The sequence below is a fragment of the Pseudomonas syringae genome, from assembly GCF_023278085.1.
GTDB lineage: Bacteria > Pseudomonadota > Gammaproteobacteria > Pseudomonadales > Pseudomonadaceae > Aquipseudomonas > Aquipseudomonas syringae_Q.
In genome coordinates this window covers 3119530-3145295 of record NZ_CP066265.1, presented here as the reverse complement: position 1 = coordinate 3145295, position 25766 = coordinate 3119530, and the positions used below count along the sequence as shown (strand labels likewise).

25 protein-coding genes are annotated in these 25766 nt (G+C 58.5%); 9 read left to right on the top strand and 16 right to left on the bottom strand.

The features are described 5' to 3' along the window. Positions 1-10 precede the first annotated feature (10 nt). The 5 genes from purB to I9H07_RS13930 form a co-directional block, all read right to left on the bottom strand. Complete coding sequence (gene purB / locus I9H07_RS13950) at positions 11-1381, bottom strand: adenylosuccinate lyase (protein WP_236425355.1); 1371 nt, start codon at positions 1379-1381, stop codon at positions 11-13. Positions 1382-1512: 131 nt separating this feature from the next. Beyond that, positions 1513-2133 (bottom strand): high frequency lysogenization protein HflD, encoded by a 621-nt coding sequence (gene hflD, locus I9H07_RS13945; protein WP_058823639.1) that lies wholly within the window; start codon positions 2131-2133, stop codon positions 1513-1515. Continuing rightward, positions 2133-3263, bottom strand: a complete 1131-nt coding sequence (gene mnmA / locus I9H07_RS13940; protein ID WP_024674043.1) for a tRNA 2-thiouridine(34) synthase MnmA — start codon at positions 3261-3263, stop codon at positions 2133-2135. Before mnmA ends, hflD begins: the two co-directional genes overlap by 1 nt. Positions 3264-3323: 60 nt before the next feature. Further along, positions 3324-3770, bottom strand: coding sequence for an NUDIX hydrolase (locus I9H07_RS13935; RefSeq protein ID WP_058391818.1), 447 nt, complete (start codon positions 3768-3770; stop codon positions 3324-3326). A gap of 74 nt (positions 3771-3844) precedes the next feature. Then, on the bottom strand, positions 3845-4750 hold the full coding sequence (locus I9H07_RS13930) for a LysR family transcriptional regulator (RefSeq protein ID WP_058823638.1): 906 nt from the start codon (positions 4748-4750) through the stop codon (positions 3845-3847). A gap of 297 nt (positions 4751-5047) precedes the next feature. Between I9H07_RS13930 and I9H07_RS13925 the strand changes: the two genes are divergently transcribed. Continuing rightward, positions 5048-5929: an alpha/beta fold hydrolase gene (locus tag I9H07_RS13925; RefSeq protein WP_236425356.1), complete on the top strand. Its 882-nt coding sequence runs from the start codon at positions 5048-5050 to the stop codon at positions 5927-5929. Positions 5930-6082: 153 nt separating this feature from the next. On the opposite strand, the gene I9H07_RS13920 is transcribed toward I9H07_RS13925, so the two are convergent. Both I9H07_RS13920 and cspD read right to left on the bottom strand, forming a co-directional pair. Beyond that, entirely contained in the window at positions 6083-8305 is a 2223-nt protein-coding gene (locus tag I9H07_RS13920) for an NADP-dependent isocitrate dehydrogenase (RefSeq protein ID WP_236425357.1), read from the bottom strand. Positions 8306-8930: 625 nt separating this feature from the next. Continuing rightward, positions 8931-9209 (bottom strand): cold shock domain-containing protein CspD, encoded by a 279-nt coding sequence (cspD, locus tag I9H07_RS13915; protein ID WP_080266597.1) that lies wholly within the window; start codon positions 9207-9209, stop codon positions 8931-8933. A gap of 220 nt (positions 9210-9429) precedes the next feature. Here cspD and clpS point away from each other — a divergent pair, with 220 nt between their 5' ends. Together clpS and clpA are read left to right on the top strand one after the other, a co-directional pair. Then, positions 9430-9792, top strand: coding sequence for an ATP-dependent Clp protease adapter ClpS (gene clpS / locus I9H07_RS13910; RefSeq protein WP_004884680.1), 363 nt, complete (start codon positions 9430-9432; stop codon positions 9790-9792). Positions 9793-9822: 30 nt separating this feature from the next. Beyond that, entirely contained in the window at positions 9823-12096 is a 2274-nt protein-coding gene (clpA, locus tag I9H07_RS13905; protein WP_024646607.1) for an ATP-dependent Clp protease ATP-binding subunit ClpA, read from the top strand. 115 nt (positions 12097-12211) lie between these two features. On the opposite strand, the gene infA is transcribed toward clpA, so the two are convergent. From infA to aat, 3 genes are all read right to left on the bottom strand, one after another. Then, complete coding sequence (gene infA, locus I9H07_RS13900; RefSeq protein ID WP_002553999.1) at positions 12212-12430, bottom strand: translation initiation factor IF-1; 219 nt, start codon at positions 12428-12430, stop codon at positions 12212-12214. A gap of 101 nt (positions 12431-12531) precedes the next feature. Next, a complete protein-coding gene (locus I9H07_RS13895) occupies positions 12532-13239 on the bottom strand; it encodes an arginyltransferase (RefSeq protein ID WP_024674036.1) in 708 nt (235 codons plus the stop codon). A 51-nt stretch (positions 13240-13290) separates the two neighbouring features. Then, the gene (gene aat / locus I9H07_RS13890; RefSeq protein WP_236425358.1) at positions 13291-13980 is read right to left on the bottom strand and encodes a leucyl/phenylalanyl-tRNA--protein transferase; all 690 of its coding nucleotides are present in this window, start codon (positions 13978-13980) and stop codon (positions 13291-13293) included. Between the two features lie 467 nt (positions 13981-14447). Here aat and ftsK point away from each other — a divergent pair, with 467 nt between their 5' ends. The 6 genes from ftsK (at position 14448) to cysG (ending at position 21959) form a co-directional block, all read left to right on the top strand. Beyond that, positions 14448-16853 carry a DNA translocase FtsK gene (gene ftsK, locus I9H07_RS13885; RefSeq protein ID WP_236533860.1) on the top strand — a complete coding sequence of 802 codons (2406 nt, stop codon included), beginning with the start codon at positions 14448-14450 and terminating at the stop codon, positions 16851-16853. 75 nt (positions 16854-16928) lie between these two features. Next, positions 16929-17552 (top strand): outer membrane lipoprotein chaperone LolA, encoded by a 624-nt coding sequence (lolA, locus tag I9H07_RS13880; protein WP_236425286.1) that lies wholly within the window; start codon positions 16929-16931, stop codon positions 17550-17552. A gap of 18 nt (positions 17553-17570) precedes the next feature. Beyond that, positions 17571-18893, top strand: a complete 1323-nt coding sequence (locus I9H07_RS13875) for a replication-associated recombination protein A (RefSeq protein WP_024674032.1) — start codon at positions 17571-17573, stop codon at positions 18891-18893. Then, positions 18893-19267: a fluoride efflux transporter CrcB gene (crcB, locus tag I9H07_RS13870; protein WP_024674031.1), complete on the top strand. Its 375-nt coding sequence runs from the start codon at positions 18893-18895 to the stop codon at positions 19265-19267. Before I9H07_RS13875 ends, crcB begins: the two co-directional genes overlap by 1 nt. 16 nt (positions 19268-19283) lie before the next feature. Beyond that, complete coding sequence (serS, locus tag I9H07_RS13865) at positions 19284-20564, top strand: serine--tRNA ligase (RefSeq protein ID WP_024674030.1); 1281 nt, start codon at positions 19284-19286, stop codon at positions 20562-20564. Next, on the top strand, positions 20565-21959 hold the full coding sequence (gene cysG, locus I9H07_RS13860; protein ID WP_236425287.1) for a siroheme synthase CysG: 1395 nt from the start codon (positions 20565-20567) through the stop codon (positions 21957-21959). 54 nt (positions 21960-22013) lie between these two features. Here the strand turns inward: cysG and I9H07_RS13855 are convergent, their stop codons facing one another. From I9H07_RS13855 to tusD, 6 genes are all read right to left on the bottom strand, one after another. Beyond that, positions 22014-23012, bottom strand: coding sequence for a glutathione S-transferase family protein (locus I9H07_RS13855; RefSeq protein WP_058391824.1), 999 nt, complete (start codon positions 23010-23012; stop codon positions 22014-22016). 108 nt (positions 23013-23120) lie between these two features. Beyond that, the gene (locus I9H07_RS13850) at positions 23121-24122 is read right to left on the bottom strand and encodes a glycosyl transferase family protein (RefSeq protein WP_236425288.1); all 1002 of its coding nucleotides are present in this window, start codon (positions 24120-24122) and stop codon (positions 23121-23123) included. Next, positions 24119-24454: a TusE/DsrC/DsvC family sulfur relay protein gene (locus I9H07_RS13845; RefSeq protein ID WP_058391826.1), complete on the bottom strand. Its 336-nt coding sequence runs from the start codon at positions 24452-24454 to the stop codon at positions 24119-24121. The genes I9H07_RS13850 and I9H07_RS13845 overlap by 4 nt, the downstream gene beginning before the upstream one ends. Next, the gene (gene tusB / locus I9H07_RS13840) at positions 24451-24750 is read right to left on the bottom strand and encodes a sulfurtransferase complex subunit TusB (protein WP_058391827.1); all 300 of its coding nucleotides are present in this window, start codon (positions 24748-24750) and stop codon (positions 24451-24453) included. The genes I9H07_RS13845 and tusB overlap by 4 nt, the downstream gene beginning before the upstream one ends. Further along, on the bottom strand, positions 24750-25112 hold the full coding sequence (gene tusC, locus I9H07_RS13835) for a sulfurtransferase complex subunit TusC (protein ID WP_058391828.1): 363 nt from the start codon (positions 25110-25112) through the stop codon (positions 24750-24752). Before tusC ends, tusB begins: the two co-directional genes overlap by 1 nt. A 1-nt stretch (position 25113) precedes the next feature. Then, positions 25114-25506, bottom strand: a complete 393-nt coding sequence (tusD, locus tag I9H07_RS13830) for a sulfurtransferase complex subunit TusD (protein ID WP_024674023.1) — start codon at positions 25504-25506, stop codon at positions 25114-25116. Positions 25507-25766 lie beyond the last annotated feature (260 nt).

Sequence of the window (25766 nt, the reverse complement as noted above, 5' to 3'; positions counted from 1 at the left end):
TTTTTGCGTGTCAGATGCGCTTGGCCTGAGCGGCCGCGTTGCCGATGTAATTGGCAGGCGTAAGCTTCTTCAGTTCAGCCTTCGCTTCAGCAGGCATCTCCAGTCCGTCGATGAAAGTCTGCAACGCTTCCGGGCTGATGCCCTTGCCGCGGGTCAGCTCTTTCAGTTTTTCGTACGGGTTTTCGATGTTGTAACGACGCATTACGGTCTGGATCGGCTCGGCCAGTACTTCCCAACAGGCATCCAGGTCAGCGGCGATACGTTGCTCGTTCAGTTCCAGCTTGCTGATGCCCTTGAGGCTGGCTTCGTAGGCAATGACGCTGTGAGCGAAACCGACGCCCAGGTTGCGCAGCACGGTAGAGTCGGTCAGGTCGCGCTGCCAGCGAGAAACAGGCAGTTTGCTGGCCAGATGCTGGAACAGTGCGTTGGCGATACCCAGGTTGCCTTCAGAGTTTTCGAAGTCGATCGGGTTGACCTTGTGCGGCATGGTCGACGAGCCGATTTCGCCAGCGATGGTGCGCTGCTTGAAATAGCCCAGGGAGATGTAACCCCAGATATCACGATCGAAGTCGATCAGGATGGTGTTGAAGCGAGCGACTGCATCGAACAGCTCGGCAATATAGTCGTGCGGTTCGATCTGCGTGGTGTAAGGGTTGAAGCCCAGACCCAGTTCGTCTTCGATGAACGCGCGTGCGTTGGCTTCCCAGTCGATGTCGGCATACGCGGAGAGGTGCGCGTTGTAGTTGCCGACTGCGCCGTTGATCTTGCCCAGCAGTGGCACGGCAGCGACCTGGCTGATCTGGCGCTCCAGGCGATAGACGACGTTTGCCAGTTCCTTGCCCAGTGTGGTCGGGGAGGCTGGCTGGCCGTGGGTGCGCGACAGCATGGGCACGTCGGCGAAACGAATCGCCAGTTCGCGGATGGCGTCGGCGATCTGGCGCATCAGCGGCAGCATCACCGTATCGCGGCCTTCGCGCAGCATCAGGGCGTGGGACAGGTTGTTGATGTCCTCGCTGGTGCAGGCGAAGTGAATGAATTCGCTGACCTTGTCCAGTTCAGGCAGCTTGGCAGCCTGTTCCTTGAGCAGATACTCCACCGCCTTGACATCGTGGTTGGTGGTGCGCTCGATTTCCTTGACGCGCTCGGCGTGCTCCACGGAGAAGTCTTCAGCCAGGGTGTTGAGGATGGCGTTGGCTTGCGCGGAGAAAGCCGGGACTTCAGTAATCTGCGGATGCGCCGCCAGACGCTGGAGCCAGCGGACCTCAACCATCACGCGGAAACGGATCAGGCCGTATTCGCTGAAAATCGGGCGCAAGGCCTGGGTTTTGCCGGCGTAGCGGCCATCAACAGGGGAAACCGCGGTGAGCGAAGAAAGCTGCATGGGATGCTCTCGGACAGTCGGGCACGAAAAGGGGCGCGTATCATACATGAAAAGTCGGCCGGACCGGAGCCCGCCGACCAGCGTAGACGGCGCTGTGCCTGTGGTGGTGAGGAACATTGGTGCGCGGCGGATCAGCCGTGCAGCAATGGATACAGTTCTTTCAGTAACTTGCGACGGTTGAAGACCAGTTGCCAGCGGTGCCCGCCAACTTGTCGCCACAGCCGGGCAGAGCGGATGCCTGCCAGCAGGATGGCGCGGATCTTCGACGCGTTGTTGGGTTGCTGCAGGTTGCGCATGTCGCCTTGCACCTGAATGCGCTGGCGCAGGGTGCTCAGGGTGTCCTGATACAGCGCGCCAGTCGCGGCAATCACGTTTTCGTGGGCCACGCCGAAATGCTCGACCTGCGATTGAATGACCGGAATGCGCTTGCCGATGATTTCCAGCATGTCGTCGCGCTTTGCCAACTGGCGTTCAAGGCCGAGCATCGACAGGGCGTAGCGCAACGGTTCGCGTTGCAGCGTGGCCGGATCGCGTTCCAGAGCGCTGGCCATGGCGCGATAGCCCTCGTGCAGATTGAGGTCATCGCCGCCGTAGACGTCCAGCGTATCCTTCGGGTCGACCACCAGCACACTGCCCAGCATGCAGCTCAGTGCCGCCTCGCTGATCTGGCCGGTCTTGGCGATCCGGTCGACCAGCACGGCAGCCTGGAATACAGCACCCAGAGCCACCAATTGTTCCTGAATCGGGGTCATCAACGCTTGTCCTTGCTGGTCCAGGGTTCGGCAACTTCGATCACGCCGCCACCCAGACAGATTTCGCCATCGTAGAACACGACAGACTGGCCGGGCGTGACAGCGCGCTGTGGATCATCAAACAGGGCCCGGTAACCCTCGGCGGTCTTTTCCAGCGTGCATGGCTGGTCGCCCTGGCGATAACGGACTTTTGCGGTGAGCCTGCGCGGGCTGCTCAGATCGATCGGGTTGACCCAATAGATTTCCGAACTGACCAGTGCGCTGGAAAACAACCACGGATGGTCATTGCCCTGGCCGACGATCAGCTCGTTGTTCTGCAAGTCCTTGACCAGCACGTACCACGGGTCGTCGCTGGCGTCCTTGAGGCCGCCGATCCCCAGCCCCTGACGCTGGCCGATGGTGTGATACATCAGGCCGCTGTGGCGACCGATCACTTCACCTTCAGTGGTCTTGATCTCGCCGGGCTGGGCTGGCAGGTACTGACGCAGGAAATCGGTGAAGCGCCGCTCGCCAATGAAGCAGATACCGGTGGAATCCTTCTTCTTGGCCGTTGCCAGCCCGTGCTTTTCGGCAATCGCGCGGACTTCGGGTTTTTCCAGTTCGCCGACCGGGAACAGCGTGCGGGCGATCTGCTCGCCGCCCACGGCATGCAGGAAATAGCTCTGGTCCTTGTTCGGGTCCAGGCCTTTGAGCAGTTCGGTGCGACCGTCGATGTCACGGCGGCGCACGTAATGGCCGGTGGCGATCAAATCTGCACCCAGCATCAGGGCGTAGTCGAGAAAGGCCTTGAACTTGATTTCCCGGTTGCACAGGATGTCCGGGTTAGGGGTGCGCCCGGCCTTGTACTCTTCGAGAAAGTGTTCGAACACATTGTCCCAGTACTCGGCCGCGAAGTTGGCGGTGTGCAGCTTGATGCCGATCTTGTCGCACACGGCCTGGGCATCTGCCAGGTCTTCGCGGGCGGTGCAGTATTCCGTCCCGTCGTCTTCTTCCCAGTTCTTCATGAACAAGCCTTCCACCTGATAACCCTGCTCCATGAGCAGTACGGCGGAAACGGAAGAGTCCACGCCGCCGGACATGCCGACTATGACGCGCTTCATTTCTGAGTTCGAGGGGGCTGGATCACGCATGGGGATTCAACGGCTGACCTGTAAAAGGACGCGATTCTAACAGGCTGAAGGCGTTGAGTCTCACGCCTTGTCGCGCAGCAGATCGAGACTGAAGTGTTCGGCATTCAGGTAATCGTCCAGGCAGCGCATGACCAGCTCACTGCGCCAGCGTGGCTGTTCTGCCAGCAGTTCGTCGCGCGTCAGCCAGACAGGGCCGACGATACCGTCATCCAGCACGTAGTCCGGGTTGTGTCGCACAGCTTTGGCGGCGAAGCAGATGCGCTGGTAAGTCACGCCGTTACTGGGCGCGGTGTACAGATAAATACCTGTCACGCTGGTCAGTTCGACGTCCCAACCGGTTTCTTCGAGGGTTTCCCGGACGGCTGCACGTTGCAGGCTTTCGTTCGGGTCGAGATGCCCGGCGGGTTGATTGAGCACGGTACGACCGCCTTTCATTTCCTCGACGAAAAGAAAGCGGCCTTGATCTTCGACGATGGTGGCGACGGTAACGTGGGCTTGCCAGGTCATGAGAAGGGTCTCTTTGAGTGTGAAAAAACGGGAGTCGGTCAACCGTAACAGACAGCGCGGAAAAGCCCTGTGCGCTATTTTTGTTCAAACTGCAGATCGTGTCTCAGGGCGCTGACGCAGAAGTCTACAAAGGCACGCACCTTGGAGGAGCCACGGCGGCCTTCCAGGTAAACGACGTGAACCGGCTCTGGTGCGATTTCAAACGTGTCCAGAACGCATTCAAGCCTGCCGTCCTGCAAGTGCTCGCGTATCTGGTAAAACGGCACCTGGGTCAGCCCCCAGCCCTGCAACGCTGCGCTGATGGCCGCCTGATAGGACGTCAGGCTGAGTCTGGAGCCAACGTCCACCGAATACTCTTCGTGATCAACCCGGAAAAGCCACTGGGGCGGACGTTCAAAGGTGGTGGTCGAGACCGTGGAGTGTTGCCGCAGGTCATCAGGATGTTGCGGGACGCCGTGCTCTGCCAGGTAGGCAGGAGACGCGCACACCATGCGCCGCACGCTGCCTGTCGGTATCGCGATAAGGGATGAGTCGGGCAGGCTGCCGATTCTGATTGCCACGTCGACACCTTCATCGAGCATGGACACAACCCGGTCGACAAGGATGGCGCGTACATCGACCGACGGGAATTGTTCGAGAAAGCTCGTCAATACAGGCACGACATGCAGCGCGCCGAACATCTGCGGTGCGGTTACCGTCAGCAGGCCGGCTGGACGTGCGTGCAATCCGCCAGCCGCGTTTTCAGCCTCGTCAAGGTCAGCAATCAGCCGGCGGCAATCAACGGCGAAGCGTTGACCTGCTTCGGTGAGCCGCATGTTACGTGTGGTGCGCACGACCAACAGGATCCCCAGGCGGCGCTCCAGGCTGGCAACTGCCCGAGTCACCGTGGCGGTCGACAAACCGGCGTGGCGGGCTACCCCGGCAAAGCTGGTGTGCTCGGCCAGTGCGGCAAAAAGTGTCATCTCCTGAATACGGTCCATATCTCGCCTGCGCGCCCTGACTTTTCGGAATTTTTCCAGTATTTCAGAAATTGAAAGGGTGAATTGAGTTTTATGGTGATTCTGCATGAGTAGCGCAACAATTAGGCTTGAGGTCAATTCATCCAGTCGGGTTCTCTTATGAATAGCTTCGATCCGCCCAACGCTGAAAACGCTGTGCATGGCGTCAGTCGGCGCAAGGTTTTACAAGCGTCTGCGTTAGGTGCGGCTTCTGCACTTGGTGCTTCGTTGGCAAGTGCCGCTTCTTCCAGCCAGAAACCTGCTTCCAGGGGAAATACCATGAATTCTGATCAGGACTTTCGCGTGACGTATCACACTCGAAAAGTGGGCGATGTGGAGGTGTTCTATCGCGAAGTCGGCCCCAAGGATGCGCCGGTGCTCCTGTTGCTGCATGGCTTCCCGAGTTCCAGCCACATGTTTCGCGATCTGATGCCATTGTTGGCGAGTCACTACCGCCTGATTGCCCCCGATCTGCCCGGTTTCGGCAACACTAAGGCGCCACCGCGCGGGCAGTTCGATTACAGCTTCGAAAACCTCTACAAAGTGGTTGAGGGATTTACCGAGGCGTTGGGGCTCAAGAAGTATGCGTTATACGTATTTGATTACGGTGCGCCGACCGGCTTTCGACTTGCAGCCGCGAACCCGGAAAAGGTCACTGCCATCATCAGTCAGAATGGCAACGCCTATCTGGAAGGGTTCAGTGATCAATGGGGCCCTTGGCAGGCCTACTGGCGCGAACCTTCAGCGGCCAATCGCGAAGCGTGTCGTGCCTCGTTATCACCGGAAACCATCCGTGACTGGCAGTACGGTACGGGGGCCGATCCTGAAAAACTGTCGCCCGACGGCTACAACCTGGACATCCTGTACATGGCACGGCCGGGCGCAGAAGAAATCCAGCTGGACCTGATTCTGGATTACCGCACCAACGTGGCCGCGTACCCCTCGTTCCAGGCATACCTGCGCAAGTACCAGCCACCCGTGCTGGCGGTCTGGGGCAAGCACGATCCGGCGTTCATACCACCGGGCGCGCAGGCGTTCCGCAAGGACGTTCCAGCTGCCGAGGTGCATCTTCTGGACGCCGGCCACTTCGCGCTCGAAACACATGCGCCGGAAGTCGCCGAGTACATTCGTGAGTTTCTTTCGCGCACGCTGAAAGGCTAGAAGCTTTGCGTCAGGTGCTTCATGGGGTATTTGTCGAGCGCCTGGATCCAGGCTTGTAACTGAAATTTTTCCGCGCATACAAAAATCCCCGGCACCAGGCCGGGGATTTTTTACGAGGCAGCGCATTATTAGTGCGCCGCTTCGGTTTGCCTCTTACAACGCGGCGATGGCTGCGTTGAATGTCGCGCTTGGGCGCATGGCTTTGCTGGTCACTTCCGGGTTAGGGAAGTAGTAGCCGCCGATGTCCACTGGCTTGCCCTGAACAGCGTTCAGCTCGGCAACGATTTTTTCCTCGTTGTCGGTCAGGGTTTTGGCCAGTGGTGTGAACTGCGCCTTGAGGGCTGCGTCGTCATTCTGCGCGGCCAGTGCCTGTGCCCAGAACAGGGTCAGGTAGAAATGGCTGCCACGATTGTCGATACCGCCGACCTTGCGCGAAGGTGACTTGTTGCGATCCAGGAACTCGCCAGTGGCCTGGTCGAGTGTCTTGGAAAGAACCAATGCTTTCGGGTTGTTATAAGCGTTGCCCAGATGCTCCAGCGAGGCCGCCAGGGCGAGGAACTCGCCCAGCGAATCCCAGCGCAGGAAGTTCTCTTCGACGAACTGCTGAACATGCTTCGGCGCCGAACCGCCAGCGCCGGTTTCGAACAGGCCGCCACCGTTCATCAGCGGAACGATCGACAGCATCTTCGCGCTGGTGCCCAGTTCCATGATCGGGAACAGGTCGGTGAGGTAGTCGCGCAGCACGTTACCGGTCACCGAGATGGTGTCCTTGCCGGCGCGCGTGCGCTCCAGGGTCAGTTTCATGGCGTCGACCGGCGACAGGATCTGGATGTCCAGGCCCGAGGTGTCGTGATCGCCCAGGTACTTGCGGACTTTCTCGATCATCACGCTGTCATGGGCGCGAGACGCATCCAGCCAGAAAATCGCTGGTGTGTTGCTGGCGCGAGCGCGGTTGACGGCCAGTTTCACCCAGTCCTGAATCGGCGCGTCCTTGGCCTGGCACATGCGCCAGATATCGCCCGCTTCGACGTTCTGTTCCATCAGCAGGTTGCCCTGGCTGTCGGTCACGCGAACCACGCCGTTGCTCTGGATATGGAAGGTCTTGTCGTGGGACCCGTACTCTTCAGCTTTCTGAGCCATCAGGCCGACGTTTGGCACGCTGCCCATGGTGGTCGGATCGAAAGCGCCGTTTTTCTTGCAGTCTTCGATGACGGCTTGATAAATAGTGGCGTAGCAACGGTCCGGGATGACGGCCTTGGCATCGTGCAACTGACCGTCTGTGCCCCACATTTTGCCGGAGTCACGGATCATGGCCGGCATCGATGCGTCGACGATCACGTCGCTTGGTACGTGCAGGTTGGTGATGCCCTTGTCGGAGTTGACCATCGCCAGTTGCGGACGGACGGCGTAGACCGCCTCGATGTCAGCCTTGATTTCCGCCTGTTTTTCCGCTGGCAGAACGCCAATGCGCTCGTACAGGTCGCCAATGCCGTTGTTCAGGCTGAAGCCGATCTGTTTCAACGTATCAGCGTGCTTGGTCAACGCGTCTTTGTAGAACTCGTCGACGATCTGGCCGAACATGATCGGATCGGAGATCTTCATCATGGTGGCTTTCAGGTGCACCGAGAACAGCACGCCTTGCTTGCGGGCGTCTTCGATTTCAGCAGCGATGAAGCTGCGCAGTGCCTTGGCGCTCATCACCGAGCAATCGACGATCTCACCGGCCTTGACGGCGGTTTTTTCTTTCAGGACGGTGGTAGTGCCGTCCTGGGCGACCAGTTCGATCTTGACGGTGTTGTCAGCTTCGATCTGGGCGGCTTTTTCGCTGCCGTAGAAATCGCCATTGCTCATGTGCGCAACGTGCGCTTTCGAGTCGGCGGACCAGGCGCCCATCTTGTGCGGGTGCTTGCGGGCGTAATTCTTGACCGACAACGGCGCGCGGCGATCGGAGTTGCCTTCACGCAGCACCGGGTTTACAGCGCTGCCCTTGGTCTTGTCATAGCGGGCGCGGGTTTCTTTTTCCGCATCAGTGGCAGGGTTCTCAGGGTAGTCAGGAATGTTGTAGCCCTGATTCTGAAGCTCCTTGATGGTCGCTTTCAATTGCGGGACCGAGGCGCTGATGTTGGGCAGCTTGATGATGTTGGCTTCCGGCGTGGTAGCCAGTTTGCCCAGCTCGGCGAGATGATCCGGCACTTTTTTGTCGGCAAGCAACTCCGGGAAGCTGGAAAGAACACGGCCCGCCAGAGAGATGTCGCGTGTTTCCACGTCGATATCGGAGGTTGCCGTGAAAGCTTCGATGACAGGCAGCAGGGAGTAGGTGGCGAGGGCCGGAGCTTCGTCGGTGAAGGTGTAGATGATCTTCGAGCGGTTGGACATTCGTATTAACTCTCTTTTGCTGAGCATGCACAAAATCTCGATACGCGCAGTCTATGCGCGTCTGCCCACGGTTCGGCCATGAGCCAGGTCGAGGTTTATTCGCGGTGATGTTGGGTGCATCAGTCGAGCGTCAAGCTGTCGGGTCAGGTAGCGGCCCGACGCATAAGGAAGGCCGAGGGTCAGAAATGAGACGGGTCAGCCTTGATGACTCTGCGGTCACGGCGCGAGTATATCAAACCATTGGCGCCAGGCATTAATGCTATGCGAGCTATCAAAAAATGAATATCCGCCGTTGGTCGAACGATCAGCTTTGCGGATCAGGCATTCAGGCAGGCATTTACGATGGGTTTGATGGCCGGGAGGCAAGGTAATTCAACGGGGGAGGGATGGGGGCTGCCGCGCAGATCGGTGAGTGGTGGCCGAGTCGGGCGCTATTGCAGACGGGGCATCAGCGGTGCAATAACCGCTAATTCGACACCCTGTGGAGTCGTGACGGATAACAGGAGGTGCAATTTTCTGTCTCCTTGTATGTCCGGCACACGCTCATTGCGTGCTTCTGGCAAGCCAGCTGTCCGGCGTGATCCGGCGGCCGCTGTCACGTTACAGAGAATTACGCTGACAAGTGTCAGGCATCTGCGTGAACGTGTTCGTGGTGCTGTGCGGAATGCGTGCCCTTTGCCGCATCTTCTTTTTTGACCTCCGATGCCCTGATATTCACAGCGTGCAGCCCTTTTGGACCTTGAAGGATATCAAAGTTGACATTCTGGCCAGCTCTGAGCGTTTTGTAGCCGTCCATCTGGATTGCTGAAAAATGAGCGAACAAGTCTTCGTCATGCTTGCCGTCAGCATTTATGAATCCAAATCCTTTTGCATTGTTGAACCACTTGACTTTTCCTTCGATCATTACCATCTCCCTCTGCAAAGGACTCCGTCAGGAGTATCATCCACTTCAGCCCGCCAACCCAAAAAATTTAGGTTGACTGCGCGGACCCTTTTTACCCAATGTGGACTCTATTGTTTGTAACACCGTTTAGCTGATAGTCAAGGTCATGCGGCATTCCATTTGAAAACCGGCCAGACCGTGACTAATTGCTCAATCCGCCCTCACACGAACGTTTCTTTCCATGCATGCATTTAGCAAGATTCGACTAACATTCAATCAGGATGGTCCGCAGTCACACGAGGACGACTCGGCAGGCATCGCGGTGCAGGATGCCAAACCGACCCTGCAGGCGCCACCGATGTACAAGGTGGTTTTGTTCAATGATGACTACACCCCGATGGATTTCGTCGTAGAAGTACTCGAGGTGTTTTTTAACCTGAATCGTGAGCTGGCCACCAAGGTCATGCTGGCCGTCCATACAGAGGGACGGGCAGTCTGCGGATTGTTTACCCGCGACATCGCCGAGACCAAGGCAATGCAGGTCAATCAATACGCCAGGGAGAGCCAGCATCCGCTACTCTGTGAGATCGAGAAGGACGGTTAAACGCCGACCACTTGGGTATGAGGTGAAGCTATGTTGAACCGTGAACTCGAAGTCACCCTCAATCTTGCCTTCAAGGAGGCACGTTCGAAGCGTCATGAGTTCATGACGGTCGAACATCTCCTGCTGGCTCTATTGGACAATGAAGCTGCAGCCACTGTCTTGCGTGCCTGCGGCGCAAACCTCGATAAACTCAAGCATGATCTGCAGGAGTTCATCGACTCCACCACTCCGCTGATCCCCGTTCATGACGAGGATCGCGAGACCCAGCCAACGCTGGGCTTTCAGCGCGTGCTACAACGTGCCGTCTTCCATGTGCAGAGCTCCGGCAAGCGTGAAGTGACCGGCGCCAACGTGCTGGTTGCGATTTTCAGTGAGCAGGAAAGCCAGGCCGTATTTCTGCTCAAGCAGCAGAGTGTGGCCCGGATTGATGTCGTCAACTACATTGCCCACGGTATCTCCAAGGTTCCGGGGCACGGCGAACACTCTTCTGAAGGTGAGCAGGATATGCAGGATGACGAGGGCGGTGAAGCATCTTCCTCAGGCAATCCACTGGATGCCTATGCCAGCAATCTGAACGAATTGGCGCGTCAGGGGCGCATCGATCCGCTGGTCGGCCGCGAAAGCGAAGTCGAGCGCGTTGCGCAGATTCTGGCCCGTCGTCGCAAGAACAATCCGTTGCTGGTCGGCGAGGCAGGGGTCGGTAAAACGGCCATTGCCGAAGGTCTGGCCAAGCGCATCGTCGACAATCAGGTCCCTGATCTGCTTGCCAACAGCGTGGTCTACTCGCTTGATCTCGGTGCCTTGCTGGCCGGGACGAAATACCGTGGCGATTTCGAGAAGCGTTTCAAAGCGTTGCTCAATGAACTGCGCAAGCGGCCTCAGGCGATCCTGTTCATCGACGAGATTCACACGATCATTGGCGCCGGTGCAGCTTCCGGCGGCGTGATGGATGCATCGAACCTGCTCAAGCCGTTGCTTTCCTCTGGCGATATTCGCTGCATCGGTTCGACCACGTTTCAGGAATTTCGCGGGATTTTCGAGAAGGATCGCGCCTTGGCGCGTCGCTTCCAGAAAGTCGATGTCTCCGAGCCTTCGGTTGAAGACACCATTGGCATACTGCGCGGCCTGAAAAGCCGTTTCGAGCAGCATCACAGCATCGAATACAGTGATGAGGCACTGCGCGCAGCGGCCGAGCTGGCCTCGCGCTACATCAATGATCGTCACATGCCCGACAAGGCCATCGACGTGATTGACGAGGCGGGTGCCTACCAGCGCTTGCAGCCGGTCGAGAAGCGCGTCAAGCGCATCGATGTGCCGCAGGTTGAAGACATCGTTGCCAAGATCGCGCGTATTCCTCCAAAACACGTTAACAGTTCCGACAAGGAGCTGCTGCGTAACCTGGAGCGCGATCTCAAGCTCACCGTGTTCGGTCAGGATGCGGCGATCGATTCGTTGTCGACTGCCATCAAACTGTCGCGTGCAGGCCTCAAGTCGCCTGACAAGCCGGTCGGTTCGTTCCTGTTTGCCGGTCCTACGGGTGTCGGCAAGACGGAAGCGGCTCGTCAGCTGGCCAAGGCGCTGGGTGTAGAGCTGATCCGTTTCGACATGTCGGAGTACATGGAGCGGCATACCGTGTCCCGTCTGATCGGCGCGCCTCCGGGCTACGTCGGTTTCGATCAGGGCGGTTTGCTGACCGAGGCCATCACTCGCCAGCCTCATTGCGTGCTGCTGCTCGATGAAATCGAGAAGGCGCACCCGGAAGTCTTCAACCTGCTGTTGCAGGTGATGGACCACGGTACGCTCACCGATAACAACGGGCGCAAGGCGGATTTCCGCAACGTGATCGTCATCATGACGACCAACGCCGGTGCCGAATCGGCTGCGCGGGCTTCAATCGGCTTCACGCATCAGGACCACTCGTCTGATGCAATGGAAGTCATCAAGAAGAGCTTTACGCCGGAGTTCCGCAACCGTCTGGACACCATCATTCAGTTTGGTCGTCTCAGCCACGAAGTCATCAAGAGTGTGGTCGACAAGTTCCTTACCGAGCTTCAGGCCCAACTGGAAGACAAGCGCGTACTGCTCGAAGTGTCCGAGGCGGCAAGAAGCTGGCTGGCGCAGGGCGGTTACGACGCGGCAATGGGCGCCAGGCCAATGGCTCGCCTGATTCAGGACAAGATCAAACGGCCGCTGGCTGAAGAGATCCTGTTTGGCGAATTGTCCGAGCACGGCGGTGTGGTGCACATCGACATCAAGGATGGCGAAATCACCTTTGATTTCGAGACCACGGCAGAAATGGCCTGACATTCGAAGCCTTGCCCGCATCGTTGATTGATGCGGGCAAGGTCATCGAGGAAAACTCATCAGGCAGACAAACAAAAACGCCCGGCTTATGCCGGGCGTTTTCGTCAATGACTGATTAACGGGCGCGGTAGGTAATGCGCCCTTTGCTCAGGTCATAGGGCGTCAGTTCTACACGCACTTTGTCGCCGGTCAGAATACGGATGTAATTCTTGCGCATCTTGCCGGAGATATGCGCGGTTACGACGTGCCCGTTTTCCAACTCCACACGAAACATGGTGTTGGGCAGGGTGTCGACGACAGTGCCTTCCATTTCGAAGCTGTCTTCTTTCGACATGCAGTAAAGCCCTCGGTATACAAATGAGTGGCCCGGTGCAAGTGGCGCCAGGCAAAAGCGGCGTGCATTGTGCCCGAAAAAACATGTTTAAGCCAAGGGGTTCAGTACAGAGTGACCCATCTTTGATTAGTGAGCAGTTCGATGGGGCGATATTGAGTCTTGTAATTCATCTTTTTGCAGTTCTTTATCCAGTAACCCAGATAGACCGCTTGCAGCTGAAGCCGGGCAGCTTCGGCGATTTGCCACAGAATGGCGTAGCGGCCCAGACTGCGGCGCTCTTCCTCAGGTTCGTAGAAGGTGTAGACCGCAGAAAGCCCATTCGGCAGCAGGTCGGTAACCGCCACTGCCACCAGACGCTGATCAAGGCGAAATTCATAGAAACGTGAGAAGGGCAGGTCGCGCACCAGAAATGTCGAAAACTGCTCGCGACTGGGCGGAAACATGTCGCCATCGGCGTGGCGTTGTTCGATATAGCGCTGATAAAGGTCGAAGTATTCCTGGGTGAAGACCGGCTTTGCGCTGCTGACCTGAAGGTCAGCATTGCGTTTCAGGATGCGTTTTTGCTGTCTGTCAGGCACAAACAGGTTGACCGGAATGCGCGCAGGCACACAGGCACTGCAATTCTGGCAGTGAGGGCGATAAAGATGGTCGCCGCTACGACGAAAGCCCATGTCGGACAGGTCGGCATAGACCTGAACATCCATTGGCTGGCTGGGGTCCAGGAACAGCGTCGTCGCCTGCTCTTCGGGCAGGTAACTGCACGTGTGGGGTTGGGTGGCATAAAACTTAAGCCTGGCCAGCTCTGTCATCGTCGCCCCCCTTTGTTGGTGAGTCCATAGCCATGAGTGTATGCCAGCCTTTCAAACTCGCCTAGGTAACCAGTCGGCATCGGTCGGCCGGTCCAGGTATTGCGCGAGATAATCGGCAAACGTCTGGCGGGGAATCGGGCGGGCACCGAAGCTGTGCAGGTGTTGAGTGGGCATTTGGCAATCGATCAGTACGAAGCCCCAGGCTGTAAGGCGTTCGACCAGTGTGGCAAAACCGAATTTGGAAGCGTTGTCGGCGCGGCTGAACATGGATTCACCGAAGAACAACTGACCCATTGCCAGGCCGTATAAACCTCCGACCAGCTCGCCTTGATCCCAGACCTCGACACTGTGCGCATGGCCGCGTTGGTGCAGCTCCAGATAAGCGCTCTGCATCGAGTCGGTAATCCAGGTGCCGTCAGCATAGCTGCGCGGCGCAGCGCAGGCTTCGATTACGCGAGCAAAATCCTGATCGAAGGTCACTGTATAGCGAGCCTGGCGCAGGAGTTTGGCGAGGCTGCGTGAAACGTGCAGCTCGTCGGGAAACAGTACCGTGCGCGGGTCGGGTGACCACCAGAGAATGGGTTGGCCATCCTGAAACCAAGGAAAGCAGCCATGACGATAGGCCTGGATCAGGCGATCTGCAGACAGATCCCCGCCTGCCGCGAGTAACCCGTCGGGTTCACGAAGCGCCTTCTCCAGGGGTGGGAAATCAAGACTGTTGCGTTGTAACCAGGTCAGCATGGCATCACGACTTTTCGGAAGGGGAGGGCACTCAGTGCCTGCAAGTGCAACTCTGTGCGGCAAGCGTGGTCACAGTGGGTTGCCATTATGGCGCGCACCCGAAGCGTGCGGTAGGGTGCGCCCACCATCGCCCGGTCGACGCATTTGAAGTTGCGGGCAGTTGATAAAATCACATCATAAGCCTTTGTCACAAAACGGAATGCATGCTCAAATTGAGCGTTATCGATGAACACCAAGGCTAGCCCGATATTTCAGTGGTTGCAGATCGATCTGACGAGTTTTCGTACAGACCCCCGCGCGCGTAAAGCCGTACAATGCTCGCGTCGGGCGTTATCATTCAAGCGTCTGTCTTGCATGTCTTGCAGGTTCTGTCTGCTTTTTTCAGTCGGGAGCAGGCAGTGCAGTCCGACAGCCGTTTCTGGTCAATCAACGAGATGTTCGCGCTACAGCGCAGGAAATAAAGCGTTTTGAAGAAATCCACCCCAGCACCCAGCGCTGTTCCGCTCTGGCGACAGCAACTGCACTACAGGCTCAAGGAAGGGGCCCTGATCGCCTTTGGCGCCCTGTGCCTGTATCTGATGATGGCTTTGTTGACCTACGATCAGAGCGATCCCGGCTGGAGCCATACCAGCAGCAATGCCGCGCAGGTTCAAAATGCTGCCGGGCGTGCTGGCGCGTTCTGTGCCGACATTCTGTTCATGGTGCTCGGTTATTTCGCCTACATATTCCCGTTGCTGCTGGCGATCAAGGCCTGGCAAGTGTTTCGTCACCGCCATGAGCCCTGGCAGTGGAGCGGCTGGCTGTTCTCCTGGCGCCTGATCGGGCTGGTGTTCCTGATACTCGCCGGTGCCGCACTGGCGCATATCCATTTCCATTTTTCGGCAGGCTTTCCCGGGTCTGCGGGCGGTGTGCTGGGCGAAGTACTGGGTGATCTGGCCAAGAAGGCCCTGAATATCCAGGGCAGCACCTTGCTGTTCATCGCCCTGTTTCTGTTTGGCCTGACAGTGTTTACCGACCTGTCATGGTTCAAGGTGATGGACATCACCGGCAAGATCACGCTGGACCTGTTCGAGCTGTTTCAAGGCGCTGCCAACCGTTGGTGGACTGCCCGTGCCGAGCGCAAGCAGATGGTTGCGCAATTGCGCGAGGTCGATATGCGGGTCAACGATGTGGTAGCACCCGTTGCCCCGGATCGCCGCGAGCAGGCCAAGGCCCGCGAGCGTCTGATCGAGCGCGAAGAGTCGCTGAGCAAGCACATGACCGAGCGTGAAAAGCACGTGCCTGCGGTCATCGCGCCAGCCCCGGCCAAGCCTGCCGAGCCCAGCAAGCGCGTGCAAAAGGAAAAACAGGCGCCGTTGTTCGTCGACAGCGCGGTCGAAGGCACGCTGCCGCCGATCTCGATTCTCGATCCGGCGGAAAAGAAACAGCTCAATTACTCGCCGGAATCGCTGGCCGCGGTCGGTCATCTGCTGGAAATCAAGCTCAAGGAGTTTGGTGTCGAAGTCTCGGTGGACTCCATCCACCCGGGCCCGGTCATCACCCGTTACGAAATTCAGCCTGCTGCAGGCGTCAAGGTCAGTCGCATTTCCAACCTGGCCAAGGACCTTGCGCGCTCGCTCGCGGTGACCAGCGTCCGGGTAGTCGAAGTCATCCCCGGCAAGACCACCGTCGGTATCGAGATTCCCAATGAAGACCGGCAGATCGTGCGCTTCTCCGAAGTGCTGTCGACGCCTGAATACGATAACGCCAAGTCACCTGTGACGCTGGCTCTGGGCCACGATATCGGCGGCAAACCGGTTATCACCGATCTGGCGAAAATGCCGCACTTGCTGGTGGCCGGTACGACCGGTTCCGGTAAGTCGGTGGGTGTCAACGCCATGATCCTGTCGATCCTGTTCAAGTCCGGCCCGGAAGACGCCAAACTGATCATGATCGACCCGAAAATGCTTGAGCTCTCAATCTACGAAGGCATTCCGCATTTGCTCTGTCCGGTCGTGACCGACATGAAAGACGCCGCCAACGCCTTGCGCTGGAGCGTCGCCGAGATGGAACGCCGTTACAAGCTGATGGCGAAAATGGGCGTGCGTAACCTTTCCGGTTTCAACCAGAAGGTCAAGGATGCTCAGGACGCTGGCGAGCCACTGGCCGATCCGCTGTACAAGCGCGAGAGCATTCACGACGAAGCACCGCTGCTGACCAAGTTGCCGACCATCGTGGTGGTGGTGGATGAGTTTGCCGACATGATGATGATCGTCGGCAAAAAGGTCGAAGAGCTCATCGCCCGTATCGCCCAGAAGGCCCGTGCCGCAGGTATTCACCTGATCCTGGCGACCCAGCGTCCGTCGGTGGATGTGATTACCGGTCTGATCAAGGCCAACATTCCGACGCGAATGGCGTTTCAGGTCTCCAGCAAGATCGACTCCCGAACCATCATCGATCAGGGCGGCGCCGAGCAACTGCTGGGCCACGGTGACATGTTGTACATGCCGCCCGGCACCAGTCTGCCCATTCGTGTCCACGGTGCGTTCGTTTCCGACGAAGAAGTGCATCGTGTCGTGGAAGCGTGGAAACTGCGCGGCTCCCCGGAATACAACGACGATATTCTCGCGGGCGTGGAAGAGGCCGGTAGCGGCTTTGACGGCGGCAGTGGCGAAGGCGGCGACGATAGCGAGAGCGACGCCCTTTACGATGAAGCTGTGAAGTTCGTGCTTGAAAGCCGTCGTGCTTCTATTTCTGCGGTTCAGCGCAAGCTCAAGATCGGTTACAACCGCGCTGCACGCATGATCGAGGCGATGGAAATGGCCGGCGTCGTGACATCGATGAACACCAATGGCTCGCGCGAAGTCATCGCGCCGGCGCCTATGCGCGACTGAGTTGTACCACCCCAGGATTGTCGCGGCAGCGTATACAAGCGCTGCCGCATCATCTTCGACACAATGAGGAATCCCATGCGCCTTTTCCGCATGCTGTTGGCCACCGCACTGACGTTTTCCGCGATATCCGCCCACGCTGACAGCAAGGACGTGGCACGTCTGACCCAACTGCTGGAAAAATCCCAGACGCTGACTGCACGCTTCTCGCAGCTGACCCTTGATGGTGGCGGTACGCAATTGCAGGAAACAGCAGGTGAAATGGCCTTGCAGCGCCCTGGCCTGTTCAACTGGCACACCGATGCTCCGCAAGAACAGCTGATGGTCTCCGACGGCAAGAAGGTTTCCTTGTGGGACCCTGACTTGGAGCAGGTCACCATCAAGAAGCTCGATCAGCGCCTGACCCAGACTCCGGCACTGCTGCTGTCCGGTGACGTGTCGAAGATCAGCGAAAGTTTCGATATCACAGCGAAAGAAGCGGGCGGCGTGATCGATTTCGTGCTCAAGCCCAAAACCAAGGACACGCTGTTCGACAGCCTGCGTCTGTCGTTTCGCAATGGCGTGATCAATGACATGCAGTTGATCGACAGCGTGGGTCAGCGCACCAATATTCTGTTCACCGGGGTCAAGGCCAACGAGCCGATCCCGGCGAGCAAGTTCAAGTTCGACGTGCCAAAGGGCGCTGATGTCATTCAAGAGTAAAAGGGTTTAATTCCGACCATGGACCTGTTCAGCCGCGAACCGATCGCTCAGCCTCTGGCTGCACGCCTGCGTGCCACCAATCTGGATGAGTATGTCGGGCAGGAGCATGTGCTTGCGCATGGCAAGCCTTTGCGTGAGGCGCTTGAGCAGGGTGCCTTGCACTCGATGATTTTCTGGGGGCCTCCGGGTGTGGGCAAGACCACCCTGGCGAGGCTGCTGGCCAAGGTTTCGGACGCGCATTTCGAGACTGTCTCGGCGGTGCTGGCCGGGGTCAAGGAAATTCGTCAGGCGGTTGAAGTTGCCAAGCAGCAGGCCGGACAGTACGGCAAGCGCACGATTCTGTTCGTCGATGAAGTACACCGTTTCAACAAGTCGCAGCAGGATGCATTTCTACCCTACGTTGAAGACGGCACATTGATTTTCATCGGTGCCACCACCGAGAACCCTTCGTTCGAACTCAACAACGCGCTGCTCTCACGTGCGCGCGTCTATGTGCTCAAGAGCCTGGACGAAGCGGCCCTGCGCAAGCTGGTCAATCGCGCCTTGACTGAAGACCGGGGCCTGGGCCAGCGCAAGCTGACCCTGAGTGACGAAGGCTTTGCGATTCTCATGTCCGCCGCTGATGGCGATGGCCGTCGCATGCTCAACCTGCTGGAGAACGCCTCCGATCTTGCCGAGGATGGCAGCGAGATTGATGTCGAGTTGCTGCAGAGCCTGCTGGGTGACAGCCGACGCCGGTTCGACAAGGGCGGCGAGGCGTTCTATGACCAGATCTCGGCGTTGCACAAGTCTATTCGGGGCTCAAACCCCGATGCTGCGCTGTACTGGTTTGCCCGAATGATCGACGGTGGTTGCGACCCGCTGTATCTGGCCCGCCGTGTGGTGCGCATGGCCAGCGAAGATATCGGCAACGCCGATCCACGTGCGTTGCCGCTGTGCATGTCCGCCTGGGATGTGCAAGAGCGTCTGGGCAGCCCGGAAGGTGAGCTGGCGGTGGCGCAGGCGATTGTCTATCTGGCCTGCGCGCCTAAAAGCAATGCGGTGTACATGGCATTCAAGGCGGCGATGCGCGAAGCGGGTGAACATGGCTCGCTCGAGGTTCCGCTGCACCTGCGCAATGCGCCGACCAAGTTGATGAAGCAGCTCGGTTATGGCGAAGAATATCGTTACGCTCACGACGAGCCGGAAGCCTACGCCGCAGGCGAGGACTATTTCCCGGACGAACTGGAGCCGCGTCAGTATTACCAGCCCGTGCCGCGTGGCCTGGAGCTGAAAATCGGTGAAAAGCTCAGGCATTTGACTGCACTGGACGATGCCAGCCCCCGCAAACGGAGAAAGTGATGTTTCAAACCATTCTTGCGGTGTCGATTGCCGGGATCGCTGGTACATTATTGCGCTTCGCTGCCGGCACATGGGTCATGGCCAACTGGCCTCGCCATTTCTATGCCGCGACGCTGGCCGTCAATATCGTCGGCTGCCTGATCATCGGTGTGCTGTACGGTCTGTTTCTGCTTCGTCCGGAAGTACCCATCGAAATTCGTGCCGGACTGATCGTCGGCTTTGTAGGGGGTCTCACGACCTTTTCATCTTTTTCACTGGATACGCTACGCCTGCTGGAAAGCGGGCAATTGCCGCTGGCGCTGGGCTATGCAGGCATCAGTGTATTCGGCGGGCTGCTCGCGACCTGGGTTGGCCTGTCCCTGACCAGACTTTGATAGACGAGAGAACGATATGCTCGATTCCAAACTGTTACGTACTCAACTTCAGGACGTAGCGGATCGCCTGGCTTCCCGTGGCTTTACGCTGGATGTGGCCCGTATTGAAGCGCTGGAAGCCCAGCGCAAGGTGGTGCAGACCCGCACCGAGCAGTTACAGGCCGAACGTAATGCCCGGTCCAAGTCCATCGGTCAGGCCAAGCAGCGCGGCGAAGACATCGCACCGTTGATGGCAGACGTCGAGCGCATGGGTAACGAACTGAGCGAAGGCAAGGTTGAGCTGGACTCGATTCAGGCTGAACTGGACGCGCTGGTGCTGAGCATCCCGAACCTGCCGCACGAGTCCGTGCCGGTGGGTGCCGACGAAGAAGGCAACGTCGAAGTTCGCCGCTGGGGCACGCCGACCGCGTTCGATTTCGAGGTCAAGGACCACGTTGCGCTGGGCGAAAAATTCGGCTGGCTGGATTTCGAGACCGCCGCCAAGCTGTCCGGTGCACGTTTCGCGCTGTTACGTGGCCCGATCGCGCGCCTGCACCGTGCGTTGGCGCAATTCATGATCAATCTGCACATCAACGAGCACGGCTACGAAGAAACCTACACGCCGTACCTGGTTCAGGCGCCTGCACTGCAAGGCACCGGTCAGTTGCCCAAGTTCGAAGAGGATCTGTTCAAGATTTCCCGCGAAGGTGAGGCGGACCTGTACCTGATTCCGACTGCCGAAGTGTCGCTGACCAATATTGTGTCGGGTGAAATCCTTGATGCCAAACAGCTGCCGCTCAAGTTCGTGGCGCACACACCGTGCTTCCGCAGTGAGGCCGGTGCCTCGGGTCGTGATACCCGCGGCATGATTCGCCAGCACCAGTTCGACAAGGTCGAGATGGTCCAGATCGTTGCACCTGATGAGTCCATGGCCGCCCTGGAATCGCTGACCGGCAACGCCGAGCGGGTTCTGCAATTGCTCGAGCTGCCTTACCGTACGCTGGCGCTGTGCACCGGCGACATGGGTTTCAGTGCAGTGAAGACCTACGATCTGGAAGTGTGGATCCCGAGCCAGGACAAGTACCGGGAAATCTCCTCGTGTTCCAACTGCGGCGATTTTCAGGCGCGTCGCATGCAAGCACGCTGGCGCAACCCGGAAACCGGCAAGCCGGAACTGGTCCATACCCTTAACGGTTCGGGGCTGGCGGTGGGTCGTACACTCGTTGCTGTGCTGGAAAACTATCAGCAGGCGGATGGTTCGATTCGCGTGCCGGAAGTGCTCAAACCGTACATGGGCGGCCTTGAGGTCATTGGTTAAATGGAATTCCTGCCGCTGTTCCATAACCTGCGTGGCAGCCGCGTGCTGGTGGTCGGCGGTGGTGAAATCGCCCTGCGCAAATCCCGCCTGATCGCTGACGCGGGTGCTGTGCTGCGGGTGGTCGCGCCGGAAATCGAAACCCAGTTGCGCGAGCTGGTCGTTCAAAGCGGTGGCGAGCTGATTTTGCGCGGTTACAGCGAGAGTGATCTGGACGGTTGCGTGCTGATCATTGCTGCAACAGATGACGAACCGCTCAACGCGCAGGTTTCCCACGATGCCAGGCTGCGCTGTGTGCCGGTCAACGTGGTGGATGCGCCTGCGCTGTGTACGGTGATCTTTCCGGCGATCGTCGACCGCTCGCCCTTGGTCATTGCTGTCTCCAGTGGCGGCGATGCGCCGGTGCTGGCGCGCCTGATCCGTGCCAAGCTGGAAACCTGGATTCCGTCCTCTTACGGTCAGCTCGCCGGGCTGGCCGCTCGTTTTCGCAATCAGGTCAAAGGCCTGTTTCCGAACGTGCAGCAGCGTCGGGCGTTCTGGGAAGAAGTTTTTCAGGGGGCCATCGCCGATCGCCAACTGGCCGGGCAGGGCGCAGAGGCCGAGCGCATGCTGATCGCCAAGATCGCAGGCGAGCCGCCTGCGGAAACCGGAGAGGTTTATCTGGTGGGCGCCGGTCCGGGTGATCCTGATCTGTTGACCTTCCGCGCGCTGCGCCTGATGCAGCAAGCGGATGTGGTGCTCTACGACCGTCTGGTTGCGCCGACGATTCTTGATCTGTGCCGTCGCGATGCCGAGCGTGTCTATGTCGGCAAGCGACGTGCGGAACATGCGGTTCCTCAGGAACAGATCAACCAGCAACTGGTTGCGCTGGCCAAACAGGGCAAGCGGGTGGTGCGCCTGAAAGGCGGCGACCCGTTTATCTTTGGCCGTGGTGGCGAGGAAATCGAAGAACTGGCGGCACACGGTATCCCGTTCCAGGTCGTTCCGGGCATCACCGCTGCCAGTGGCTGTGCAGCCTACGCGGGCATCCCGCTGACACACCGCGATCATGCACAGTCCGTGCGTTTCATCACGGGCCACCTGAAAAATGGCACGACTGACCTGCCTTGGTCCGACCTGGTAGCCCCTGCTCAGACACTGGTGTTTTACATGGGGCTGATCGGTCTGCCGGTCATCTGTGAACAGCTGATCAAACACGGTCGCTCTGCTGATACGCCTGCGGCGCTGGTTCAGCAGGGCACGACTGTCAATCAGCGGGTGTTCACTGGCACCTTGGCCAACCTGCCGCAAATGGTCGCCGAGCATGAGGTGCGCGCCCCGACGCTGGTGATCATCGGTGAAGTGGTCAAGTTGCGCGAAAAGCTGGCGTGGTTCGAAGGCGCTCAGGCAACGCTCTGAGGTTGAAAACGGATAGCCCGCTCGGGCTATCCATCTTCGTTGCAAACAAACAGATTACCGCTTCCAGACGCCTTTGCCGGACAGGCGCTCACGGTCGTGAGCCGCGTGCAGATCAAGCGCTGGCCCCTTGGGGATGATTCCGTTCGGGTTGATGGTGCGATGGCTGCCGTAGTAGTGACCTTTGATGTGCTCGAAGTCCACGGTCTCGGCGACGCCCGGCCATTGGTACAACTCGCGCAGCCAGTTGCTCAGGTTCGGATAGTCTGCAATACGCCGCAGGTTGCATTTGAAGTGGCTGTAATAAACCGCATCAAAGCGCACGATGCTGGTGAACAAGCGTATATCGGCCTCGGTCAGGTGTTCGCCGGTCAGGTAGCGCTTCTCTCCCAAGAGCTTTTCCAGCGCGCCCAGCTCGGTAAATACATCGTCGAATGCTGCTTCGTAAGCGCCTTGCGAGGTCGCAAAGCCCGCGCGATACACGCCATTGTTGATGTTCGGGTAAATCTGCTCGTTGAGCTCGTCAATGCTCGGTGTTAACGCCTGGGGATAGAAATCCAGGGTGTTGGCGGTCAGTTCGTTGAAAGCAGAGTTGAACATGCGGATGATTTCCGCTGATTCATTGCTGACGATCCGTTTCTGTTGCTTGTCCCACAGCACCGGCACCGTTACGCGCCCAGTGTATTTAGGGTCATCTGCGGTATAGCGTTGGTGAAGGTACTGCAACCCATCGAGTGCATCACCGCTGGAGCCTCTCTGCTGATCGAAAGTCCAGCCGTTTTCCAGCATCAGGTAACTGACCACTGAAACATCGATCAGATTTTCCAGGCCTTTCAGTTTGCGCAGGATCAGCGTGCGGTGCGCCCACGGGCACGCCAGCGACACGTAAAGGTGGTAGCGACCTGCTTCAGCAGTAAAGCCACCTTCGCCGGATGGCCCAGGCTGCCCGTCGACGGTGACCCAGTTGCGACGCTGGGCGCTCTCGCGTTGGAATGCACCGTCTTTGCTGCTTTCGTACCACTGGTCTTGCCAGCGTCCTTCGACCAGAAGGCCCATGTTCGACTCCCGTTGCTGAGTGATAGAACTTGGAGGTCAGTTCAGGCGCGTCGGTTCGATCTGAAAAGCGCAAGATTATGGACGCTGGTTATCGCCACAGCCGATAGATCATAAGGTCTTGTCGCGGCGATCCCAGAATGTTTGAGCTTGCTGGAAAGCCTCCTCGCGAGCGACGCCCAGGCCACGCAAGGCAAGCGCCATGGTTGAAATCAACGCCAGTTGCGGATAACTGTCCTCGATCTCGCCGCGCCACAAGGCCAGCAATTGCTGCGGATCAAGGGTGGCCGGCTTGACGTGCCGACGCGGTGAAAGCGCTGGCCATTCCTCGTCCCAGGGCTGCCCACCCGTCGTGCCATACAGATGGCTGATGGTGTCGGGGTTGATCTCGATCTCGCCGCCATCACCCTTGACCACAATGACGTTGTCGCCCAGCAGGCTGCTGGCATCGCGGTGTACGCTCTGGTAGCCCGGATGAAAGATGCTCTGAAGGCCGCAGCGCGCTTGCAGCGGATTGAGAATGCGCGCCAGCGAATGAATGGGAGAGCGCAGGCCCAGGATGTTGCGCAGGTCGATCATGCGTTGCAGCTGTGGCGCCCAGTCGGCGAGCGGGATAAACGCCAGGTTTCCCTGCCCGAGCGCGCTTTCGACCGCTGCCCAGTTACGGCACAGCGGGATATCCAGCACACCCAGCAACTGTTCGGTGTACAGGCGTCCTGCGGTATGCGCGCCACCGCCGTGCAGAAGGATCTTCACGCCGTTCTGTGCCAGGCACTTGGCCGCCAGCAAGAACCACGGCAGGTGGCGCTTTTTGCCAGCGTAAGTCGGCCAGTCGATGTCCACGTGCAGGGCCGGGGCGTTCAGGCGTTCGCGCAGTGCTTCCGTGAACCCTGCCAGCTCCTCGGGGCTTTCTTCTTTGTGACGCAGCAACATCAGGAACGCGCCGAGCTGAGTGTCCTCGACCTTTTCGTCAAGCAGCATGCCCATGGCCTCGCGCGCTTCCTCGCGAGTCAGGTTGCGTGCGCCACGTTTACCTTTGCCAAGGATGCGGACGAAGGGGGCGAAGGGGTGTTCTTCCGGCGTGTCGGTCAGCAGCGGTGCGTAGTCGTTCATATGCAATTGGTCGGCTTTGGCAGGCCCGCCAGCTTGGCGGCAAGTTTGGCAGGGGTGCCGTTGAACAGGCGGTTGAGGTGCAGGCTATTGCCTTTTTCCACGCCCAGCTTCAATGCGGTGTATTTGATCAATGGCCGAGTGGCGGGCGAGAGCTGAAACTCGGCGTAGAAATCGCGCAGTAACCAGAGGATTTCAATGTGCTCGGCGCTCAGGACGATACCTTCCTCGGCAGACAAGGCATGCGCAACGTCCATTGACCAGTCGTTGAGGTCCTGGAGAAATCCGTCCTTGTCCAGTTCGAGGGTGCGTCCGTCAATGATCAACTGTTTCATAACCAGGTATTGACCTTGTCGAAGCGCAACGCCAGTTCCACGAATGCCGGGTAGTCAATGCTGCCTACCCCTGCGGGAAGCTGCAGATTGCGCGCCTTGACGTCCTCATCGAGGACGAACAGCTGCGATGAGCCGATCAGGGTTTGCAGGTTCTGCAATGGGACGCTGGCCGCTGTTAACGCGTAAGTGGCGTCGCCACACAACAACACACCGTCGCTGCTGCCCAGCAGGCGCAGGCAGCTGTCTAGCCGGGTGTCGGTGAAGGGCGAGTGAGATAGAACGTGCAAGGTAGCCATCAGATGGTAATCACCTCATCGTAGCGGTCCAACAGTGCCGACAACTCGGACCGTGCGGCCAGCTGAGTGATTTCTTCGCCCACTGTACTGGCAGCAATGCCACGTTCAGCCAGGCTTTGCCCACAGGCATACAGGTCTTCAACGCCGAACATCGACAACGCTTTCAGGTTTGCGGTCAGGTCTTTCTGTTGCAGGGCGTCTGGAGCCTGCTGTGATGACAACTGAAAAACACCGTCGTCCAGAAACAGCAGGCCGACCGGCAAGTCGAACGCGCCGCCTGCCAGCACTATGTCCAGCGCCTCTCGGGCACCGGGACCGGACCACGGCGACTGGCGGCTGACAATCAATAATGAGCGGGACATCTCACGGCCCTCCAAAGCAGATCAGACGGTCAGCGGATTGCACGGCGTCGTGCAACTGGCCCAGCCCGGACAATTCCCACGGCGCAAGCAGATTCGCGGCTGGCCGCTGATAGCGTTCGGCTTCTTGAGCATCCAGCACGCCACGCCGCAACGCAGCGGCAATGCACACCACACCGTCCAGACTGTGCTCGACGATGAACTCACGCCATTGCTGCGCCAGGTCCTGTTCGTCCTGGGGTGTCACGACGTTGGCCGACGCGCTGTGAACGCCGTCCTGATAAAAAAACAACCGGACAATTTCATGCCCGCCCGCAAGCACTGCTTTCGCGAACAGCAAGGCACGCCGCGAGGAGGGCGCATGTGCGGCGGAAAAAAGCGAGATGGCGAATTTCATGAGTGGCTCTGCCAACAAAACATGCGCAATGATAAAGAATTCACGGGCGAGTGTGTAAGTCTGGCGAAAATGCCATTCACGCTGATTCCATAGGCTAAGACTATCGTGCCAATGCGTGTTGGCAGGCAGCTCGTGACATTCCGCGTTACACGCCTCTCGCGGCACGACATTCGATGTCGCTCGTTCTGATTGATAACGTTTAAACATCAATAGATGAAAAGATAGCACTTATCGTTTCAAGGTGTGTCCGGCAGACTCCT

What these genes read in the sequence shown, in the direction of transcription:
- aat (WP_236425358.1), bottom strand. Translation starts at nt 13,980, where the DNA reads ATGCTGACCTGGTTACAACGCAACAGTCTTGATTTCCCACCCCTGGAG.
- clpS (WP_004884680.1), top strand. Translation starts at nt 9,430, where the DNA reads ATGCATGCATTTAGCAAGATTCGACTAACATTCAATCAGGATGGTCCG.
- I9H07_RS13855 (WP_058391824.1), bottom strand. Translation starts at nt 23,012, where the DNA reads ATGGGCCTTCTGGTCGAAGGACGCTGGCAAGACCAGTGGTACGAAAGC.
- purB (WP_236425355.1), bottom strand. Translation starts at nt 1,381, where the DNA reads ATGCAGCTTTCTTCGCTCACCGCGGTTTCCCCTGTTGATGGCCGCTAC.
- I9H07_RS13845 (WP_058391826.1), bottom strand. Translation starts at nt 24,454, where the DNA reads ATGAAACAGTTGATCATTGACGGACGCACCCTCGAACTGGACAAGGAC.
- I9H07_RS13920 (WP_236425357.1), bottom strand. Translation starts at nt 8,305, where the DNA reads ATGTCCAACCGCTCGAAGATCATCTACACCTTCACCGACGAAGCTCCG.
- I9H07_RS13850 (WP_236425288.1), bottom strand. Translation starts at nt 24,122, where the DNA reads ATGAACGACTACGCACCGCTGCTGACCGACACGCCGGAAGAACACCCC.
- clpA (WP_024646607.1), top strand. Translation starts at nt 9,823, where the DNA reads ATGTTGAACCGTGAACTCGAAGTCACCCTCAATCTTGCCTTCAAGGAG.
- cysG (WP_236425287.1), top strand. Translation starts at nt 20,565, where the DNA reads ATGGAATTCCTGCCGCTGTTCCATAACCTGCGTGGCAGCCGCGTGCTG.
- I9H07_RS13930 (WP_058823638.1), bottom strand. Translation starts at nt 4,750, where the DNA reads ATGGACCGTATTCAGGAGATGACACTTTTTGCCGCACTGGCCGAGCAC.
- serS (WP_024674030.1), top strand. Translation starts at nt 19,284, where the DNA reads ATGCTCGATTCCAAACTGTTACGTACTCAACTTCAGGACGTAGCGGAT.
- mnmA (WP_024674043.1), bottom strand. Translation starts at nt 3,263, where the DNA reads ATGCGTGATCCAGCCCCCTCGAACTCAGAAATGAAGCGCGTCATAGTC.
- tusD (WP_024674023.1), bottom strand. Translation starts at nt 25,506, where the DNA reads ATGAAATTCGCCATCTCGCTTTTTTCCGCCGCACATGCGCCCTCCTCG.
- crcB (WP_024674031.1), top strand. Translation starts at nt 18,893, where the DNA reads ATGTTTCAAACCATTCTTGCGGTGTCGATTGCCGGGATCGCTGGTACA.
- tusC (WP_058391828.1), bottom strand. Translation starts at nt 25,112, where the DNA reads ATGTCCCGCTCATTATTGATTGTCAGCCGCCAGTCGCCGTGGTCCGGT.
- I9H07_RS13925 (WP_236425356.1), top strand. Translation starts at nt 5,048, where the DNA reads ATGAATTCTGATCAGGACTTTCGCGTGACGTATCACACTCGAAAAGTG.
- tusB (WP_058391827.1), bottom strand. Translation starts at nt 24,750, where the DNA reads ATGGCTACCTTGCACGTTCTATCTCACTCGCCCTTCACCGACACCCGG.
- infA (WP_002553999.1), bottom strand. Translation starts at nt 12,430, where the DNA reads ATGTCGAAAGAAGACAGCTTCGAAATGGAAGGCACTGTCGTCGACACC.
- I9H07_RS13875 (WP_024674032.1), top strand. Translation starts at nt 17,571, where the DNA reads ATGGACCTGTTCAGCCGCGAACCGATCGCTCAGCCTCTGGCTGCACGC.
- I9H07_RS13895 (WP_024674036.1), bottom strand. Translation starts at nt 13,239, where the DNA reads ATGACAGAGCTGGCCAGGCTTAAGTTTTATGCCACCCAACCCCACACG.
- lolA (WP_236425286.1), top strand. Translation starts at nt 16,929, where the DNA reads ATGCGCCTTTTCCGCATGCTGTTGGCCACCGCACTGACGTTTTCCGCG.
- cspD (WP_080266597.1), bottom strand. Translation starts at nt 9,209, where the DNA reads ATGATCGAAGGAAAAGTCAAGTGGTTCAACAATGCAAAAGGATTTGGA.
- I9H07_RS13935 (WP_058391818.1), bottom strand. Translation starts at nt 3,770, where the DNA reads ATGACCTGGCAAGCCCACGTTACCGTCGCCACCATCGTCGAAGATCAA.
- hflD (WP_058823639.1), bottom strand. Translation starts at nt 2,133, where the DNA reads ATGACCCCGATTCAGGAACAATTGGTGGCTCTGGGTGCTGTATTCCAG.